Below are 17,826 nucleotides of genomic sequence, written 5' to 3'. Positions count from 1 at the left end.
AATGGCGCCCGATAGCCCGCATGCTATCTTGCGCCTCCCATCAACCGGCTCGACTCGCGTCCCATGATCCCGATTAACCGTGCCCTGCGTTTGACGCTCTATACCTTGCTGATCATCGCCGGCACCATCCTCGCCGCCACCCTCGCCATGCGCCAGGCCGAACGTGCGGCGCTGGTCGAGGACGCCGCGCGCGCCAATCAGCAGCTGGGCCTGTACGCCAACTCCCTGCACACCCTGATCGAACGCTATCGCACCCTGCCCGCAGTTTTGGCGCTCGACCCGGAACTGCGCTCGGCGCTCAGGGGGCCGGTGACGCCTCAATTGCAGGACGCGCTGAACCGTAAACTGGAGCAGATCAACGGCGCGGCGCAATCCTCGACCCTGGAACTGCTGGACCACACCGGGCTGGCCGTGGCGGCGAGCAACTGGCGCCTGCCGAGCAGTTACGTCGGCCACAACTACGGCTTTCGCCCCTATTTCATGCAGACCCGCACCCAGGGCACCGGGCGGTTTTATGCGGTGGGGGTGACCAGTGGCATTCCCGGTTATTTCCTGTCCAGTGCCGTCACCGATGACGATGGCCGGTTCCTCGGGGCGATGGTGGTCAAGCTGGAGTTTCCCGAACTGGAGCGTGAATGGCGCCAGGGCACCGACACGCTGCTGGTCAGCGACGCGCGCGGGATCGTATTCATCGCCAACCAGCCGGGCTGGCGCTATCGCCTGCTGAAGCCGCTGAGCGACAGCGACCAGGCCGAACTCAAGAGCACTCGCCAGTACGACAAGCAGCCGCTGACCCAGTTGGACTATCACACCCTGCGCCATTTCGACGACAACAGTGTGCTGGCGCAGGTGCAGGGTCCGAACGGCAAGGCCGACTACTTGTGGGAGTCCCTGCCGTTGAGCGCGGAGGGCTGGACCCTGCACCTGCTGCGGCGCCCGCAGGTGGCCTTCGAAGACACGCGCAACGCCGCGCTGGCCGCTGCCGGCCTGTGGCTGACGCTGGTATTTCTGCTGTTGTTCCTCTATCAACGCTGGCGCCTGGCCAAAATGCGCCAGCGCAGTCGCGAGGAACTCGAGCGTCTGGTGGAAGAACGCACTCGCGACCTGCGTACCGCTCAGGACGGCCTGGTGCAATCGGCCAAGCTGGCGGCGCTGGGGCAGATGTCGGCGGCGCTGGCCCATGAAATCAATCAGCCGCTGACCGCGCAACGCATGCAATTGGCGACCTTGCGCCTGCTGCTCGACCACGGCCGCGTCGATGACGCCTACAAGGCGTTAAAACCCGTGGATGACATGCTCACGCGCATGGCCGCCCTCACGGGTCATTTGAAGACCTTCGCCCGCAAAAGCCCCAGCGGCTTGCGCGAACGTCTGGACCTGGCGGCAGTGGTCGACCAGTCGCTGCACCTGCTCGACACCCGCCTGCGCGATGAACAGGTCAGCACCGTGCTGCACCTGACCCGGCCGGCATGGGTGCGCGGCGATGCGATCCGCCTGGAACAGGTGTTGATCAACCTGCTGCGCAATGCCCTGGACGCGATGCACGATACCCCCTGCAAACGCCTGGAAATCCGCCTCGAAGCCGACGAGCAGTTATGGTGCCTGAGCGTCATCGACAACGGCAGCGGCATCGCCGAGGAAAACCTGGTCAAGGTCTTCGACCCCTTCTTCACCACCAAGCCGGTGGGCGATGGCCTGGGCATCGGTCTGGCCGTATCCTTCGCTATCGTTCATGAATCGGGCGGACGCCTGAGTGCGGCCAATCACGCCAACGGCGCGGTCTTCACCGTCACCCTGCCCATCGATCCGGAGGCCCCAGGCGCATGTTGAATTCAGTGATGGTGGTCGACGACGAAGGCAGCATTCGCAGTGCCGTCGAACAATGGCTGAGCCTGTCCGGCTTCGAGGTGCAACTGTTCAGCCGCGCCGAAGATTGCCTGGCACAACTGCCGCGGCATTTTCCCGGAGTGATCCTCAGCGACGTGCGCATGCCCGGCATGAGCGGCCTGGAACTGCTGGCCGAACTCCAGCGTCGCGATGCCGACCTGCCGGTGATCCTGCTGACTGGCCACGGCGACGTGCCGATGGCGGTCGATGCCATGCGCGATGGCGCCTACGACTTCCTGGAGAAACCCTTCAGCCCGGAAACCCTGCTCGGTAGCCTGCGCCGCGCTCTGGATAAGCGCCGGCTGGTTCTGGAAAACCGTGCATTGCACGAGCAGGCGGACAACCGGGCCAAACTCGATGCAACGTTGCTGGGCGTGTCCCGTGGTTTGCAGACCCTGCGCCAGCAAGTGCTGGACCTGGCGACGCTGCCGGTGAACGTGTTGATCCGGGGTGAGACCGGTAGCGGCAAGGAACTGGTCGCCCGCTGCCTGCATGACTTCGGGCCACGCGCCGAGCGGCCGTTCGTGGCGCTCAATTGTGCGGCGATCCCCGAGCAATTGTTCGAGGCCGAGTTGTTCGGCCATGAAAGCGGCGCCTTTACCGGCGCCCAGGGCAAGCGCATCGGCAAGCTCGAATATGCCGATGGAGGCACCTTGTTCCTCGACGAAATCGAAAGCATGCCGCTGGCCCAGCAGGTGAAATTGTTGCGGGTGTTGCAGGAGCAGAAGCTCGAACGCCTGGGCTCGAACCAGAGCATTCGCGTGGACCTGCGCATCATCGCCGCCACCAAGCCCGATCTGCTGGAGGAGGCGCGAGCCGGGCGATTCCGCGAAGACCTGGCCTATCGACTGAACGTTGCCGAGTTGCGCCTGCCCCCCTTGCGTGATCGCCGCGAGGACATTCCCCTGCTGTACGAGTCCTTCGCGCGCCATGCCGCCGAGCGGCTCGGGCGCAGCGTTGCGCCCTTGAGCGGGCCGCAACTGAGCCGCCTGCTGAGCCACGACTGGCCAGGTAACGTACGCGAACTGGCGAATGTCGCCGAGCGTCAGGTGCTGGGGTTGGGCGAACCGGAGCCGGTGGGTATCGAGGCCGGCCAATCGCTGGCGGCGCAGCAGGAGGCGTTCGAGGCGCAATGCCTGCGTGCCGCGCTGACCCGGCACAAGGGCGATGTGAAAGCAGTACTGGAAGAACTGCAACTGCCGCGTCGGACCTTCAATGAAAAGATGCAGCGGCATGGATTGAGCCGGGAGATGTTTTTGTAGCGACTATAACGGCCTCATCGCGGGCAAGCCCGCGAAGAGGCCAGTACAAACAACGGCAAACCTCCAGGCATAAGCAATATTCCGCTCACCTCATCTCTCCCATAAGCGGATTTCCGCTCACTCCATTCCCGCGCCCCTTCTAAACCGGGCCTCCACCCCTTGGCACACCTCCTGCTATAGCCCTCCCAGGCTGCGTTTAAACACGCCTCTCTAAAAACAATTAAACGAAGGATCCTTCAATGGATAACTCCAACACCCTGCCCCTTGGGTCGGCTGCCGTGGCCGCTCCCAAAACGACTGCCAGCCGGATCAAATCGATCTTCAGCGGCTCGGTCGGCAACATGGTCGAGTGGTACGACTGGTACGTCTATGCCGCCTTCTCGCTGTACTTCGCCAAGACCTTCTTCCCCAAGGGCGACACCACCGCACAACTGCTCAACACCGCCGCGATCTTCGCCGTGGGCTTTTTGATGCGTCCAATCGGTGGCTGGCTGATGGGCCTCTACGCCGACCGCGCCGGACGTAAACGCGCACTGATGGCCTCGGTTTACCTGATGTGCTTCGGTTCTCTGCTGATCGCCCTGAGCCCGGGTTATGAAACCATCGGCATCGGCGCGCCGATCCTGCTGGTCTTCGCCCGTCTGTTGCAGGGCCTGTCGGTCGGTGGCGAGTACGGCACCTCCGCAACGTACCTGAGCGAAATGGCGACCAAGGAGCGTCGCGGATTCTTCTCCAGCTTCCAGTACGTGACGCTGATCTCCGGCCAGCTCATCGCTTTGGCCGTACTGATCGTGCTGCAGAACTTCCTGACCACCGAAGAGCTGTACGCCTGGGGCTGGCGTATCCCGTTCGCCATCGGCGCGCTATGTGCCGTGGTTGCGCTGTACCTGCGTCGTGGCATGGAAGAGACCGAGTCCTTCGTCAAGAAAGACAAGGCCAAGGAAAGCGCGATGCGCACCTTGATGCGTCACCCCAAGGAACTGCTGACCGTGGTCGGCCTGACCATGGGCGGTACGCTGGCGTTCTACACCTACACCACCTACATGCAGAAATACCTGGTGAACACCGTCGGCATGAGCATCTCCGACTCCACCACCATTTCTGCCGCCACCCTGTTCCTGTTCATGTGCCTGCAACCGATCATCGGCGGCCTGTCGGACAAGATCGGTCGTCGCCCGATCCTGATCGCCTTCGGCGTACTGGGCACGATCTTCACCGTACCGATCCTGATGACCCTGCACACCATCCAGACCTGGTGGGGCGCGTTCTTCCTGATCATGGCGGCGCTGATCATCGTCAGCGGCTACACCTCGATCAACGCTGTGGTGAAGGCCGAACTGTTCCCGACCGAAATCCGCGCCCTGGGCGTCGGCCTGCCGTACGCACTGACCGTATCGATCTTCGGCGGCACCGCTGAATACGTCGCGCTGTGGTTCAAGAGCATCGGCATGGAAACCGGCTACTACTGGTACGTGACCGCGTGTATTGCCGTGTCGTTGTTGGTGTACATCACCATGAAAGACACCCGCAAGCATTCGCGGATTGTGACGGACTGATAGACCCTCCTCGCGAGCAAGCTCGCTCCTACAGTTTGATCGGCGTACCTGTAGGAGCGAGCTTGCTCGCGATAAATGGTCAGGACAACTCAGCAACCTGCTGCCGGCCATAGCGCTTTTGCGCCATCGAAGCACCCGCAATCATCACCACCAAAATCCCCGCCAGTACCAGCGACGAACCGATGGTGCCAAAATCCAGGCCACCCTTTTCATGGGGTTTGGTCAGGAAATCGCCCAAGGTCGCACCAAACGGTCGGGTCAGCACGAACGCCACCCAGAACAACAGCACCGACGAAATCTTCGTGAAGTATTTGAGCAGCACCACCAGCGCAATGGTGGAGCCGATCAACAGTGCGCCACCGGCAAAACCCAGGCCCGAATCGTCAGCCAGGTAATCACCGAGCGCCGTGCCCAAGGTGTTGGAAAACAGAATCGCCATCCAGTAGAACATTTCCCCGCGAAAGGTCTGGACCTTGCTGACGTTCAGCGAATCGCCGCTCAAACGCCACGCCGCAAAAATCCCGATCAGGATCGCGATGAGAATCATCGACCCCGTGGCATAGCCCAGGCCGAGGGTGCGGTCCATGAAGTCGGACATCGTGGTGCCCGCCGTGCTGGTCGACAGAATCACCATCCAGTACAGCACTGGCTTGTAGGTCTTCGACAGCAGTTGCGTGACCAGCGTGAGCACGAACACGCTGATGAGGATGAGCGAACTCATGGCATAGCCGACGTCGAGGGTCATCGACAGCAAGTCACCTGCCGTTTCACCCAGGGTAGTCGCGCAGATCTTCATCACCCAGAACGCCAGGGTGATTTGCGGAAGTTTATTCATCGGGACGGGAGGCTCCATGGGTCAGATCAGCCGCTGCTTGGGCTTGGTGGTGCGCAGAGTGGAGACCACAGGGTGAAAAACCGGTGAGGAGTTTATGAAAAAACTGTCACACAGGCCGATATGGCGAATAAGTCGCCACACTGGAAATTGCCGCCCGGCCCTTGCACTATGGCCCTCCCCACCCGCAACAGCATTCAGGAACCCTCGCCATGGCTGACGACGTCCACTTCTATGAACCCGCCAACGGCCACGGCCTGCCCCACGATCCGTTCAACGCCATCGTCGGTCCACGCCCCATTGGCTGGATCTCCTCGCAAGATGCCCAAGGTCGCCTGAACCTGGCGCCCTATAGTTTTTTCAACGCCTTCAACTACATCCCGCCGATCATTGGATTCTCCAGTGTCGGACGCAAAGACAGCCTGAACAACATCGAGCAGACCGGCGAGTTTGCCTGGAACCTGGCCACGCGGCCGCTGGCCGAGCAGATGAACCAGAGCTGCGCCATGGTCGGACCCGAGGTCGATGAGTTCGCGTTGTCCGGGCTGACACCCGTGGCATCGAAAGTCATCCAGGTGCCACGGGTAGCCGAAAGCCCGGTGTCGTTTGAGTGCAAGGTCACGCAGATCATCCAGCTGCAACGGGCTGACGGCAACGTCGTGCCGAGCTGGCTGATCCTGGGCGAAGTGGTGGCCGTGCACATTGCCAAGTGGCTGTTGAAGGAGGGGGTGTACGATACCGCCGCCGCAGAGCCGATTCTGCGCGGGGGTGGGCCGGCGGATTACTTCCAGTTGGGGCCTGAGGCTTTGTTCAAGATGTACCGCCCAGGCGCGGCCAGGTAACTACCAGATCAATTCGCCTTCTTCACCTACACCTTTAAGGCGCATCAACTCCAGGGCCGCTGCTTCGTCGGCTTCCATGGCGGTCTTGAAGCTCTGATCTTCCAGCAGTTTGTTGAAGCGCGGTGCTCCGGCGCCACCGATCTGTTTGGTGGCGATCGCCGCGTAGTAACCACCGCCTTCACGGGGGACTACGGCAGATACCGCTTCAAAGGTTTCAAAGGCTTTACGTGCCATGTCGGGGTCCTGACGGGTGGGAAGTTGCGCCATTAAACCTTCAACCCGCCATTTTGTGTACCCAGGACCGAGTTTGCCCCGATGCCTGAATGGCGGTCACGTCCTTGAAGGTATGAAAGTCCAGATTATCGACCACCAACTCCTGTACCAGTTCGGCAAAAATCTGCATGCCCGGCGTATTGAAGTAGGTCGTCATGGCTGACTGATGCGTCCAGAAACCGCAGACCAGCCACAAATCCGGATCGCACTGCGAATGCTGCAATGAAAAACTCAGGCAACCCGGCGCGCTGCGGGTCGGCTCGATCAGGGCGCTGAGCCGCGCACCCAGCTCTGGCGAGCGTCCGGCGCGAGCGCGGGCCAGAACCATATGACTGACGGGATTCTGTGTGGACATGTTCAACCCTCCCAGGTACTCGGGTGGCAGCCGTGGGACGGGCTGCGACAGGATCAAAGGTAAATCGCGCACGGGCCGTCGCGTTAGTCGATTCCTGCCGGCTTTTTGCACATTCCTGCGAAGGTGTATCCGGCACCTGTAACACTGTGTAAAAGCGTGTAGCCGGTGTGCCGCACTGTTTTCTGTAGGAGCGAGCATGCTCGCGAGGGTGGTCAACGACGACGCTGGACACCTGACACCCCGCGATGTCCGGGCCTCCATCGCGAGCATGCTCGCTCCTACAGGGGCTTCGTGTATGCCGTGACGTTGCAGGATCAGGCAAGCATTTCGCAGAATGTATCTACCGCTTCGCCTTGCACGAATCTATTCTCAGCTGACTTTCAACGCGCTGCGAGGATGCCCGGCATGACATCGTTCGATCACCTTCAAGCCCCGCTGGACGCCGACATGGAAAAACAGCGCGCGGAATTGGCCGATATCATCCGTCGCATCACCACCGATGATGGCAACTACGCGACTGCGGTCGATTCGCTGTTCATGTCCCGGTACAGCAAGTCCCACGACTTCGCCTCGGTGCTGGCGCAACCGGCGCTGTGCATCATGGCCCAAGGGCGCAAGGAGGTGCGGCTGTCGGATGAGATTTTCAACTACGACCCGCTGAATTACCTGGTGGTGTCGGTTTCGATGCCGTTGAGCGGACGGGTAGTAAACGTCACCTCGGAGGAACCGATCCTGGCCATTCGCCTGGACATCGACCCCGCCGAGATCACCGCGCTGATCGCCGACGCCGGCCCCATGGGTGTACCCACCCGCCCTACCGGCCGTGGCCTGTATGTGGAGCGGATCGACACAGCGATGCTCGACGCCGTGCTGCGCCTGGCGCGGTTGCTGGAAACGCCCAAGGACATCGCCATGCTCGCGCCGCTCATCCGCCGGGAGATCCTCTATCGTCTACTGCGCAGCCCACAGGGCCATCGGCTGTACGAAATCGCCATCGCGAACAGTCAGAGCCACCGCATCAGCCAGGCGATCAAATGGCTCAACGGCAACTACGAACAGCCTCTGCGCATCGATGACCTGGCCAGGGAAGTGAACCTGAGCGTGTCGACGCTGCATCACCGCTTCAAGGCGATGACGGCAATGAGTCCGCTGCAATATCAGAAGCAACTGCGCTTGCAGGAAGCGCGCCGGTTGATGCTGGCCGAAGGGCTGGAGGCTTCGGCGGCAGGGTATCGCGTAGGATATGAAAGCCCCTCGCAGTTCAGCCGCGAGTACAGCCGGTTGTTCGGGGCGCCGCCATTACGGGATTTGGCGCGGTTGCGGTTGTCGGTTTGATCCGGCTTTTGCATTAGGGCTGATGGCCTCATCGCGGGCAAGCCCGCTCCCACATTGGGTCGGTGTAAACCTTACCCCTGTGGGAGCGGGCTTGCCCGCGATGAGGCCAGCAAGACCTACATCAAATCCAGTTCAAGCCCCAAGCACCCGACACGCCTCAACCGGCAACGTCACCGACACCGGATGCCCGACGCTCAAGCCAATGCCCTGGCACGGTGTGCTCAAGGCCGTGAACGACACCCCGGAGCACTCCACCGTGGTCTCGATGGTCGCACCGATATCCCGCACGAACGTCACCTTGCCGAGCAAGCGGTTACCTGCCGTTGCCTGGGGCGCGGACAGTTGCAAGTCTTCAGGGCGAATCAGCATCTTGACCTTCTGCCCCACCACGATGCTGCTGCAGATCGGCACGTGCAGTGCATCGCCTCCCGGCAGGCTCACTTTGCCGTCACCCAGCGCCGTGGCCGCAAAAATGTTGCCCGAGCCAATGAAGTCTGCGACGAACTCGTTGGCCGGATGGCGATAGATCTCGATGGGCGTCCCCACCTGCTGCACCCGATGCTCGCCCAGCACGACGACAATATCGGCCATGGTCATGGCCTCGCGCTGGTCGTGGGTCACCATGATGGTGGTGATGTTCAGGCGTTGTTGCAGTTGGCGGATTTCCACCTGCATGGATTCGCGCAGCTTGGCGTCCAGTGCCGACAATGGCTCATCGAGCAGGAGGATTTTGGGGTGCGAGGCAATCGCCCGGGCAATCGCCACGCGCTGGCGTTGTCCGCCGGACAGTTTGGCCACCGGACGGTTGATCATCGGTTGCAGCTGGATCAGTTCCAGCAACTCCACCACCCGCGCCTGCTGTTCAGCCTTGGCGACGCCGCGCAGCTTGAGCGGGTAAGCGATGTTCTCGCCCACGGTCATGTGCGGGAACAGCGCCAGGGACTGAAAGACCATGCCGAAGTTGCGCAAGTGGGCCGGGGTGTGGCCGATGTCTTCGCCATCCAGGCGAATCTCGCCACCAGTCAGGGTTTCCAACCCGGCGATCATGCGCAGCAAGGTGGTCTTGCCGCAGCCCGAAGGGCCGAGGAAGCACACCAACTTGCCCTCGGGCAGATGCAGGTTCACATCGGTGACCGCGCAGGCCGAACCGTAGTGTTTCTCGACGTTTTGCAGAATCAAACCAGACATAAGCACTCCCTCAGCAATCAAAACGAAACGCCACCTTCACCGACCAGTTTTTCGAGCGCCCAGATCAGGACGAAGTCGATCAACACGATCAGCACGGCAAACGAGAACACGGTGGGGTCCAGCGAAGAAACGGTGCGGCTGTACATCCAGATCGGCACGGTCATCACGTCGATGGTGTAGAGGAAATAGGTGACGGTGAACTCGTTGAACGAGACGATGAACGCCAGCAGCATGCCCGCCAGGATCCCCGACTTCATCAGCGGCACCACCACGTCGATGATTGCCCGCAGCGGTGAGGCGCCGAGCATTTGCGCCGCCTCCTCGACTTCGCTGCCGATGGACAACATGGCGGCGGTGCAGTTTTTCACCACGAATGGCAGCGCGAGGATCACGTGGGCAATCACCAGCCGCGAGGTGGTCATGTGAAACGGCAGACTGTCGAATACCAGCAGCAACGCCAGCCCCAGCACCACCATGGGAAACACCAGCGGCAATGACATCAATTGCAGCGCCACGGCCTTGCCGCGAAATTCACAACGGGTTAGCGCGTACGCCGCCGGCACCGCGATCAGCGTGGCGAAAATCATGGTCAGGCACGAAACCAACAGGCTGGTGACCATGGCCTGACCAAGGCTCAGCACATCGCTGGCGTCCGGCGAGACGAAGGTGTGCCAGGCTGCCTTGTACCATTGCAGGCTGTAGCTGCTGGGCGGAAAGTCGAGGTTCGACGCACCGCTGAAAGACATGACGATCATGGTCAGGATCGGCAGCACTGCCAGCAGCAGGATGAAGCCCGAGAGGATCCCGGCGAACTTGCCGGTATCGCCCGGCAACAACGATTGACGCTTTTTGATCAGGGCACTCATTGCGATGCCTCCAGCAGGCGGCGGCGACGGCCAGTGATGAACTCGGACAGGGTCATGATCGCCAGGGTCGTGACGATCAGCACCACGCCAGCGGCGGACGCGGCAGGCCAGTTCATCAGCGGGGCGATCTGGTCATGCACCATCACTGCCAGCATCGGAACGCGCCGGCCACCGAGCAGCAACGGCACCACGAAGCTGCTCGCGTTGTAAGCGAACACCAGGGTCGCACCCGTAATGATCCCCGGCAGACTCATCGGCAACACCACCTGGCGGAACACTTGCCAGCGACTGGCGCCGAGGGTGGCGGCGGCTTCTTCGTAACTGCGGGCGACACCCCGCATGGCACTGGCAATCGGCAACACCGCCAGCGGGAACGCGGTCTGCACCAGGCCCATCAACACGCCATTCTGGTTGTACAGCAGCATGATCGGCCGCTTGATCAGGCCCAGGCCCATCAGCGTCTGGTTGAGCATCCCGCCCGGCCCCAGGATCACCAGCCAGCCATAGCTTTGCAGCAGCAGATTGACCAATAACGGCAACAGCACCGCCGCGAGGAAGATGCGCCGCACAAACGGCGAAGTCAGGCGCGACATGGTGTAGGCCACCGGGATCGCCAGCACCACGGCAATCACTGCACTGATCAGCGCCAGGCGCAGGGTCAGCAGCAGGGACTTGAGGTAATACGGCTCCAGCAATTGCGCGTAACTGGCCAGGCTGAACCCGGACCATTCGGCGCCCTTGGTGCCGACGCTCATGCGCAGCACCAAAAGGCTCGCGGCAATCAGCACACCCAGAAACAGCATCGACGGCGACAGGAAAAACCAGGCACGGGCCGTCGGCGAAACTCCACGCCGGGCACGTTCAGGGACGGCGCTCACCGGGTGGGTCAGAGGTTGATGTTCCATAGCTAGGGTCTCGTCAATGGAAAGCAGCGACGAACACAGGACTTGAAACCACAACGGCCTCCTGTGGGAGCGGGCTTGCTCGCGAGTGCGGTATGACATTCAACATGGATGTCGACTGACACGGCCTCTTCGCGAGCAAGCCCGCTCCCACAGGGATTCATCCGTGGTTGAAAAACCTGCGTTCACCACCCGATCAGGAAGAAAAGATTTCCGTGTAACGACGAATCCATTGGTCATGCACGGAGGCCAGGAAGGCGTTGTCATGCATGATCGCCTTCTCGGCGATCTGCTCCGGCGTGAGGATGTACGGGCTCTTGCGCGCCTCGGCGGAGATGATCGCCTTGGCATTGACCGGGCCGTTGTAGATGTCTTCGGCCATCTTGCCCTGCACCAAAGGGTCGAGGGAGTGGTTGATGAAGGCGTAGGCCACGTCGGTATCGCCCGGACGATTTTTCGGCATGACCGAAAGCATCAGGTCGGTGTAGAAACCTTCCTTCATGCCGAAGGTGGCGCCCAGCCCATAGTTCGGGTCGCGGATCTGTTTGGGGAAGAACGCCGGAGCGTAGAGCCCCCCCATGTCCAGGGAGCCGGTACGGAACAGTTCGGCGATCTGGTTGGGGTTTTCGCCCAGGGTCACCACGCGGTCCTTGAGCTCGGCGAGTTTCTTGAAGCCCGGCTCAATGTTGTGCTCGTCACCACCGGCCAATTTGGCGGCGATGATGATCAGGTCCATGGCTTCGGTCCAGTTCGGCGGCGGCAGGAAAATGTTGGGCGACAACTCGGCGTCCCACAGGGCAGCGTAACTGTCCGGTGCGTCCTTGATGGTGCGAGTGCTGTAGACCAGGCTGTTGCACCACAGCAGGTAGCCGATGCCGTGGCCGTTGGCGCCGGTGCGGTATTTCTCCGGCACGTCGACCAGGTTGGGAATGCGGTTGAGGTCGGGTTTTTCCAGGAGGTCGGCAGCGGCCAGCCCCTCGGCACCGACGCCGGCCAGGGTGATGATGTCGTATTGCGGACGATCACCGCCGGCCTTGAGTTTGGCGACCATTTCCGAGGTGCTGCCGGTGCGATCGGCGATCACTTTGCAGCCGTACTTGTCTTCGAAGGTCGCGGCGATGTTGCGCAGCGCGGCCAGGCCAGTGTCATCGGACCAGGTCAGCAGACGCAGGGTCTTGCCCTGGAAACGGGTGTCGCTGGCGCTGGCCTTGATGAAGGGCATACTCATGGCCGCCGCCGCGACGGAGGCCACACCCACGGTTTTGATGAATTGACGTCTGTTCAGATCGTGCTCGCCCATTACGGACTCCCATTTATTGTTGTTGGAATGAGATTGGTAGCAACCGTTGCATCTGCGCGCCTGGCCCGCCTGAGCCCCTGTATTGGGGGCGATGACTGAGCCGACGGGGTCATCCTGAGGTTGTGCAAAACACCTGACTATCGATAAAAACTCATTGAAGCCATGACGCCATTGCATGCCTGAGTTCCTGTGGGAGCGGGCTTGCCCGCGATGGTCGCAAGGTCGACGCGGACTGCCTGATGCTCCGCGTGATCGTTGACGTCCATCGCTGTAGGAGCGGGCTTGCCCGCGAAGGGGCCAGGGAGCCCACCACGCAACCATGCCCCTTACACAGCGCGAATCACGTGCTTGATCTCCTGGAACGCCTGCAACCCCCACGGCCCCAGTTCGCGGCCGATACTGCTCTGCTTGTAGCCACCCCAGGCGGTCTGCGGGAAGATCACCTGCGGCGCGTTGATCCACACCAGGCCGGCCTGCAAGGCATTGGCGACACGATCCGCCGCCTCGGCATCACGGGTGACGACGCTGGCGACCAAGCCGAATTGGCTGTCATTGGCAAGGGCAATCGCCTCGGCCTCGGCACTGAAGCGACGCACGCAGATCACCGGGCCAAAAATCTCCTCAGACCACAACGCACTGTCCAGCGGCACGTCAGTGAACACCGTCGGTTGCAGGAAATAACCCCGCGACAGGTGCGCCGGTCGATTACCGCCGCAGACCAACCGCGCTCCGGCGTTCAGGCCGCGATCAATGTGCCCGAGCACCCGCTGGTACTGCGCCTGATTGACCAACGCGCCCATTTCCACGTTGGGGTCGAACGGGTCAGCCACGCGAATGGCTTCGGCACGAGCCTTCAGGCGCGCGAGGAACTCATCGAATAATGGGTCTGCGACCAGCACGCGACTGGTGGCGGAACACATTTGCCCAGCATTGAAGAAACCGCCGCCGCAGGCCACTTCCACAGCCAGTTCAAGATCGGCATCGGCCAGCACCAGCAACGAAGATTTACCACCCAGTTCCAGGCTCACGCCTTTGACGGTTTCGGCGGCGCGCTGCATGACCTGCACGCCCACCGCATTGCTGCCCGTGAAAGAGACCTTGGCGATGCGCGGGTCCGCTGTCAGCGGCGCGCCCACGGCCAGGCCGGTGCCGCAGACCACGTTGAGCACGCCCTTGGGCAGCCCGGCCTCGGCGATGATCGCAGCCAGTTCCAGTTCCGGCAGCGGCGTGACTTCGGAGGGTTTGAGTACCACACAGCAGCCGGCCGCCAAGGCGGGGGCAAGCTTCCAGGCGGTGGTGACCATCGGGAAATTCCACGGCACGATCAGCCCCACCACACCGCAGGCCTCGCGACGCAGGCGTGCGCTGAACTCGTCGCTCGGCAGTTCAACAGTGGTGTCCTGCCGGGCGTCCAGCCCTTCGGCCAAACCTGCGTAGTACTCGAAGGTAGCGATCACGTCATCGACGTCGATGGCCGCTTCGAACTGCGGCTTGCCGTTGTTGCTCGACTGCAAGTGCATCAATTGCTCACGACCGCCCGCCACGCCAGCCGCGATCCGGCGCAGGATGGCGCCGCGCTCGGCACCGGTGGTCTGCGACCAGTTTTTGAAGGCTTCGGTGGCGGCTCTCACCGCGTGGTCGACCGCCTGGGCATCACCGCCATTGACCGTGGTCAGCAGCGCCTCGGTGGCCGGGTTGATCACCCGCAGGTGTTCGTTGCCGGCGAACCATTGGCCATCGATGTACAGGCCATCGAGTGTGGTCGGGAAGCTCATTTCGACACCGCCTTCATCCACTGCGCCTGATCGATTTCAATCAGGGTCGGCCCCTGGCGATCGGCGGCGGCACGCAGCGCGCTGCGCAGTTTCTCGACATCGTTGACGGCCTCGGCTGAGCACCCCAGCGCCCTGGCCACACCGATGAAATCCGGGGTGTAGATGTCCACGCCTACCGGTTCGATGGCACGGTTGACCATGTATTTCTTGATCTCTTCGTAGCCCTGGTTATTCCACAGCAGCACGATCACCGGGGTGCGTGCTTCCACGGCGCTGGCCAGTTCAGGCAGGGTGAATTGCAGGCCGCCGTCGCCAATCAGGCACACCACCGGTGGCCGTGCACCGCCCTCAATACGGCCACCGAGCCAGGCGCCAATCGCTGCCGGCAACGCATAACCAAGGGTGCCGTAACCGGTGGACGAGTTGAACCAGCGGCGCGGTCGCTCGGGGTTGAAGGTCAGGTTGCCGGTGTACACCGGCTGCGTGGAATCGCCGACGAACACGGCCTGCGGCAACTCATGCATCACGGTTTCCAGGAAGCGCGTCTGGGCCAGGGTCGGCGCGTCCCAGTTGGCCGCCAGCTCTTCGCGCAAACGGGCGGCGCGCACTTGACCCCAATCGTTGCGGCGCTCGGCCAGGGATTTGTGCGACAGCGCACTGAGCAAGGCCCGCGCTGCGTTCCGCGAATCGGCAACCAGGGCCAGGTGCGGCGGGTAATTGCGCACGGTTTGGTCGGGGTCAATATCGACACGCAGCAGCTTGCCGGGAATTTCGAAGCCACCGGCGAACGTCACGTCGTAATCGGTCTCGGCCAGCTCGGTGCCGATGGCCAGCACCACATCGGCTTCGGCCACCAGGGCGCGGGTCGCCACCAGACTCTGGGTCGAACCGATCAGCAACGGATGCGCGGATTCGAGCATGCCCTTGGCGTTGATCGTCAGCGCAACCGGCGCGTCCAGCAGCTCAGCCAGTTCGGTCAACTCGGCAGCGGCCTCGATGGCCCCACCACCGGCCAGGATCAACGGGCGTTTGGCACCGGCCAGCAGGTCGGTCATGCGGCTGATCGCGCAGGGCGACGCGCCGGCACGGTCGATGTGCACCGGCAAACTGGCGAGCAGTTCATCGGCGTCCTCGACCAGCACGTCCAGCGGGATTTCAATGTGCACCGGACGTGGCCGGCCGGCCTGGAACAGGGCGAAGGCACGGGCCAGCACCCCGGGCAATTCCGACGCCGACATCAGGGTGTGGGAGAACGCGGCGACACCGCCACACAGCGCGCTTTGGTTCGGCAGCTCGTGAAGCTTGCCGCGACCGCCGCCCAACTGGTTGCGCGTCTGCACGCTGGAGATCACCAGCATCGGGATCGAATCGGCGTACGCCTGGCCCATCGCGGTGGTGATGTTGGTCATGCCGGGGCCGGTGATGATGAAGCACACACCCGGCTTGCCACTGGTGCGGGCGTAGCCGTCGGCCATGAACCCGGCGCCCTGCTCATGACGCGGCGTGACATGATGGATGCTCGAACGGGCCAGCCCGCGATACAACTCGACGGTGTGCACACCAGGGATGCCGAATACCTGCTCGACCCCGTAGCCCTCGAGTAACTTGACCAATACTTCGCCGCACGTCGCCATGTCTTTGCCCTTGTTGTTCGTTTGAGACGCCGGGCCTGCGCTGTGTTTATGATGAGTGAGCAGGTCCAGGGATGGCCTCATTGGAACGGTCGACACGTTGCCGCAACAATGGATAAAAAATCATGCCAGCCATGTCCTTACGTCATACCTTGGATCCCGATGAAACGATTGCCTCCCCTGCCGGCGCTGTACACTTTTCTGATTACCGCGCAGTGCTGCAACTTCACCCGCGCCGCCGAACAGCTGTTCATCACCCAGGGCGCGGTGAGTCGGCAAATTGCCGGGCTGGAAGCGCATTTGGGTTATGAGTTGTTCATCCGCCAGGCGAGGGGCCTGGAGCTGACGAGCGAAGGCCGGGAGTGGCTGCCACGGGTACAACAGATTTTCGGCCTGATCGATGAGGCCGTGGAGCAGATCGGCGAGAAGCGTGAAACCCTGCAACTCAAGGCGCCGACCTGTGTCATGCGCTGGCTGTTGCCGCGATTGTTGCAGTGGCAAAAGGAGCGTCCGGATGTGCCCGTGGCGCTGACCACGACGGTCAAGCACGGCGTGGACTTCCAGCGCGAGCAGTTCGATGCCGCGGTGATGTATGGGGCCCGACCGGACAGCATGCTGAACGCCTGCCTGCTGTTCGACGAGCAACTGACGCCGGTCTGTTCGCCACAGACGGCACTGCAGGCGCCAGCGGATTTGCATCAGCACCTGCTGCTGCACCCGACCCGCGATGAACGCGACTGGAATGCCTGGTTACAGGCCGCCAACCTCAAGTTGAGCCATGCTCGTGGCCAGCATTTCGAAACCTTGGATCTGGCAATGTCGACGGCGTCCCAGGGCATGGGCGTGGCGATCGGCGACTGGTCGCTGATCGGGGATGACCTGAGCGCAGGGCGGCTGGTCATGCCGTTTGACTTGAAGGTGAAGACCGGATTGGCGTACTACCTGGTGTTCCCGGAGAAGACCGCGCCGTCGGCGCCTTTGCGCGAGTTGATGGCCTGGTTGGTGGAGCAGGCGCGCAGCCGCTGAAAATGCGGCCCCTGTGGGAGCGGGCTTGCCCGCGATGGTGGTCCAGACGACAAAGGGCAACCTGATTCCCCGCGTCATCGTTAACGACCATCGCGGGCAAGCCCGCTCCCACAGGGGGGAGTGTGATCACCTGCTCGCGAGCCTCTCAGCTTCTATCAATACCCGACGGTGAAACGCTGACGAGCGTGTTTCGGCGCCTCCACCTCATCGATCATCGCAATCGCATAATCGGCAAAGGTAATCCAGCTTCGACCGGCACTGCTGACCAGCAAATCATCCTTGCCGATGCGAAACGCGCCAGTGCGCTCACCCTCGACGAACTCCGCCGAAGGCGACACGAACGTCCAGTCCAGTTGCTGCTCACGGCGCAGGTCATCGAGGAACGCCGCACCGGCACTCGCCTCGGCCTTGTACTCTGCAGGAAAGCCTTCGCTGTCGATCACCCGGGTGCCACCGGGCAGCAACAGCGAACCGGCACCACCCACCACTAGCAGGCGTTTAACTCCGGCTTTTTTCACCGGTTCGATCACGGCGGCGCTGGGAACCGTGGCGAAATGTGCAGCGCTGATCACCACGTCATGCCCTGCCACTGCCGCTTGCAGTGCCTGGGTATCCAGTACGTCGACATTCTTGCTGACCACCCCGTCTCGCTCGCCGATCTTGGCCGTATTACGGGCGATGGCCGTCACGTGATGACCACGACGCAGGGCTTCTTCCAAAAGTTGGCTGCCGGCACGGCCGGTGGCACCGATGATTGCGATTTTGCTCATGACGTACTCCAGTTGGCTTGAATAGG

General features: G+C 62.2%; 16 protein-coding genes. 6 read left to right on the top strand and 10 right to left on the bottom strand.

Annotated elements, in window-relative coordinates:
* Positions 1-63: 63 nt before the first annotated feature.
* The 3 genes from AB4O36_RS02660 to AB4O36_RS02650 all read left to right on the top strand — a co-directional run bounded on the left by AB4O36_RS02660 (position 64) and on the right by AB4O36_RS02650 (position 4,705).
* Positions 64-1,830, top strand: coding sequence for an ATP-binding protein (locus AB4O36_RS02660; protein ID WP_460121452.1), 1,767 nt, complete (start codon positions 64-66; stop codon positions 1,828-1,830).
* Positions 1,824-3,149 (top strand): sigma-54-dependent transcriptional regulator, encoded by a 1,326-nt coding sequence (locus AB4O36_RS02655; protein ID WP_460121450.1) that lies wholly within the window; start codon positions 1,824-1,826, stop codon positions 3,147-3,149. The genes AB4O36_RS02660 and AB4O36_RS02655 overlap by 7 nt, the downstream gene beginning before the upstream one ends.
* Positions 3,150-3,388: 239 nt before the next feature.
* Positions 3,389-4,705 (top strand): MFS transporter, encoded by a 1,317-nt coding sequence (locus AB4O36_RS02650; RefSeq protein WP_460121448.1) that lies wholly within the window; start codon positions 3,389-3,391, stop codon positions 4,703-4,705.
* Positions 4,706-4,784: 79 nt separating this feature from the next.
* Here the strand turns inward: AB4O36_RS02650 and AB4O36_RS02645 are convergent, their stop codons facing one another.
* Positions 4,785-5,540 carry a COG4705 family protein gene (locus AB4O36_RS02645; RefSeq protein WP_460141004.1) on the bottom strand — a complete coding sequence of 252 codons (756 nt, stop codon included), beginning with the start codon at positions 5,538-5,540 and terminating at the stop codon, positions 4,785-4,787.
* A gap of 209 nt (positions 5,541-5,749) precedes the next feature.
* Between AB4O36_RS02645 and AB4O36_RS02640 the strand changes: the two genes are divergently transcribed.
* Positions 5,750-6,379, top strand: a complete 630-nt coding sequence (locus AB4O36_RS02640) for a flavin reductase family protein (RefSeq protein ID WP_460141003.1) — start codon at positions 5,750-5,752, stop codon at positions 6,377-6,379.
* Here the strand turns inward: AB4O36_RS02640 and AB4O36_RS02635 are convergent, their stop codons facing one another.
* Both AB4O36_RS02635 and AB4O36_RS02630 read right to left on the bottom strand, forming a co-directional pair.
* Positions 6,380-6,613 (bottom strand): hypothetical protein, encoded by a 234-nt coding sequence (locus AB4O36_RS02635; protein ID WP_460121442.1) that lies wholly within the window; start codon positions 6,611-6,613, stop codon positions 6,380-6,382. It abuts the gene before it with no gap.
* Positions 6,614-6,653: 40 nt separating this feature from the next.
* Complete coding sequence (locus AB4O36_RS02630) at positions 6,654-7,007, bottom strand: putative quinol monooxygenase (protein ID WP_460141002.1); 354 nt, start codon at positions 7,005-7,007, stop codon at positions 6,654-6,656.
* Between the two features lie 405 nt (positions 7,008-7,412).
* On the opposite strand from AB4O36_RS02630, the gene AB4O36_RS02625 reads away from it, so the two are divergent.
* Complete coding sequence (locus AB4O36_RS02625; RefSeq protein WP_460121439.1) at positions 7,413-8,342, top strand: AraC family transcriptional regulator; 930 nt, start codon at positions 7,413-7,415, stop codon at positions 8,340-8,342.
* Between the two features lie 132 nt (positions 8,343-8,474).
* Here the strand turns inward: AB4O36_RS02625 and AB4O36_RS02620 are convergent, their stop codons facing one another.
* The 6 genes from AB4O36_RS02620 to AB4O36_RS02595 form a co-directional block, all read right to left on the bottom strand.
* Positions 8,475-9,530, bottom strand: coding sequence for an ABC transporter ATP-binding protein (locus AB4O36_RS02620; RefSeq protein ID WP_460121437.1), 1,056 nt, complete (start codon positions 9,528-9,530; stop codon positions 8,475-8,477).
* Between the two features lie 17 nt (positions 9,531-9,547).
* A complete protein-coding gene (locus AB4O36_RS02615; RefSeq protein ID WP_460141001.1) occupies positions 9,548-10,396 on the bottom strand; it encodes an ABC transporter permease in 849 nt (282 codons plus the stop codon).
* Positions 10,393-11,301 (bottom strand): ABC transporter permease, encoded by a 909-nt coding sequence (locus tag AB4O36_RS02610; RefSeq protein WP_460141000.1) that lies wholly within the window; start codon positions 11,299-11,301, stop codon positions 10,393-10,395. The genes AB4O36_RS02615 and AB4O36_RS02610 overlap by 4 nt, the downstream gene beginning before the upstream one ends.
* 193 nt (positions 11,302-11,494) lie before the next feature.
* Positions 11,495-12,598 carry an extracellular solute-binding protein gene (locus AB4O36_RS02605; protein WP_460121432.1) on the bottom strand — a complete coding sequence of 368 codons (1,104 nt, stop codon included), beginning with the start codon at positions 12,596-12,598 and terminating at the stop codon, positions 11,495-11,497.
* A gap of 326 nt (positions 12,599-12,924) precedes the next feature.
* The gene (locus tag AB4O36_RS02600) at positions 12,925-14,373 is read right to left on the bottom strand and encodes an aldehyde dehydrogenase family protein (RefSeq protein WP_460140999.1); all 1,449 of its coding nucleotides are present in this window, start codon (positions 14,371-14,373) and stop codon (positions 12,925-12,927) included.
* Positions 14,370-16,007 (bottom strand): 5-guanidino-2-oxopentanoate decarboxylase, encoded by a 1,638-nt coding sequence (locus AB4O36_RS02595; RefSeq protein WP_460140998.1) that lies wholly within the window; start codon positions 16,005-16,007, stop codon positions 14,370-14,372. The genes AB4O36_RS02600 and AB4O36_RS02595 overlap by 4 nt, the downstream gene beginning before the upstream one ends.
* Positions 16,008-16,166: 159 nt before the next feature.
* Between AB4O36_RS02595 and AB4O36_RS02590 the strand changes: the two genes are divergently transcribed.
* On the top strand, positions 16,167-17,030 hold the full coding sequence (locus AB4O36_RS02590) for a LysR substrate-binding domain-containing protein (protein WP_460121426.1): 864 nt from the start codon (positions 16,167-16,169) through the stop codon (positions 17,028-17,030).
* A 155-nt stretch (positions 17,031-17,185) separates the two neighbouring features.
* Here the strand turns inward: AB4O36_RS02590 and AB4O36_RS02585 are convergent, their stop codons facing one another.
* Complete coding sequence (locus AB4O36_RS02585) at positions 17,186-17,800, bottom strand: NAD(P)-dependent oxidoreductase (RefSeq protein ID WP_460121424.1); 615 nt, start codon at positions 17,798-17,800, stop codon at positions 17,186-17,188.
* Positions 17,801-17,826: the final 26 nt, after the last annotated feature.

This window comes from Pseudomonas sp. S2_E01 (assembly GCF_054668365.1).
The sequence above is the reverse complement of the archived record's forward strand: the minus strand, read 5'-3'. Positions and strand labels throughout refer to the sequence as shown.

What these genes read in the sequence shown, in the direction of transcription:
- AB4O36_RS02660 (WP_460121452.1), top strand. Translation starts at nt 64, where the DNA reads ATGATCCCGATTAACCGTGCCCTGCGTTTGACGCTCTATACCTTGCTG.
- AB4O36_RS02655 (WP_460121450.1), top strand. Translation starts at nt 1,824, where the DNA reads ATGTTGAATTCAGTGATGGTGGTCGACGACGAAGGCAGCATTCGCAGT.
- AB4O36_RS02650 (WP_460121448.1), top strand. Translation starts at nt 3,389, where the DNA reads ATGGATAACTCCAACACCCTGCCCCTTGGGTCGGCTGCCGTGGCCGCT.
- AB4O36_RS02645 (WP_460141004.1), bottom strand. Translation starts at nt 5,540, where the DNA reads ATGAATAAACTTCCGCAAATCACCCTGGCGTTCTGGGTGATGAAGATC.
- AB4O36_RS02640 (WP_460141003.1), top strand. Translation starts at nt 5,750, where the DNA reads ATGGCTGACGACGTCCACTTCTATGAACCCGCCAACGGCCACGGCCTG.
- AB4O36_RS02635 (WP_460121442.1), bottom strand. Translation starts at nt 6,613, where the DNA reads ATGGCACGTAAAGCCTTTGAAACCTTTGAAGCGGTATCTGCCGTAGTC.
- AB4O36_RS02630 (WP_460141002.1), bottom strand. Translation starts at nt 7,007, where the DNA reads ATGTCCACACAGAATCCCGTCAGTCATATGGTTCTGGCCCGCGCTCGC.
- AB4O36_RS02625 (WP_460121439.1), top strand. Translation starts at nt 7,413, where the DNA reads ATGACATCGTTCGATCACCTTCAAGCCCCGCTGGACGCCGACATGGAA.
- AB4O36_RS02620 (WP_460121437.1), bottom strand. Translation starts at nt 9,530, where the DNA reads ATGTCTGGTTTGATTCTGCAAAACGTCGAGAAACACTACGGTTCGGCC.
- AB4O36_RS02615 (WP_460141001.1), bottom strand. Translation starts at nt 10,396, where the DNA reads ATGAGTGCCCTGATCAAAAAGCGTCAATCGTTGTTGCCGGGCGATACC.
- AB4O36_RS02610 (WP_460141000.1), bottom strand. Translation starts at nt 11,301, where the DNA reads ATGGAACATCAACCTCTGACCCACCCGGTGAGCGCCGTCCCTGAACGT.
- AB4O36_RS02605 (WP_460121432.1), bottom strand. Translation starts at nt 12,598, where the DNA reads ATGGGCGAGCACGATCTGAACAGACGTCAATTCATCAAAACCGTGGGT.
- AB4O36_RS02600 (WP_460140999.1), bottom strand. Translation starts at nt 14,373, where the DNA reads ATGAGCTTCCCGACCACACTCGATGGCCTGTACATCGATGGCCAATGG.
- AB4O36_RS02595 (WP_460140998.1), bottom strand. Translation starts at nt 16,007, where the DNA reads ATGGCGACGTGCGGCGAAGTATTGGTCAAGTTACTCGAGGGCTACGGG.
- AB4O36_RS02590 (WP_460121426.1), top strand. Translation starts at nt 16,167, where the DNA reads ATGAAACGATTGCCTCCCCTGCCGGCGCTGTACACTTTTCTGATTACC.
- AB4O36_RS02585 (WP_460121424.1), bottom strand. Translation starts at nt 17,800, where the DNA reads ATGAGCAAAATCGCAATCATCGGTGCCACCGGCCGTGCCGGCAGCCAA.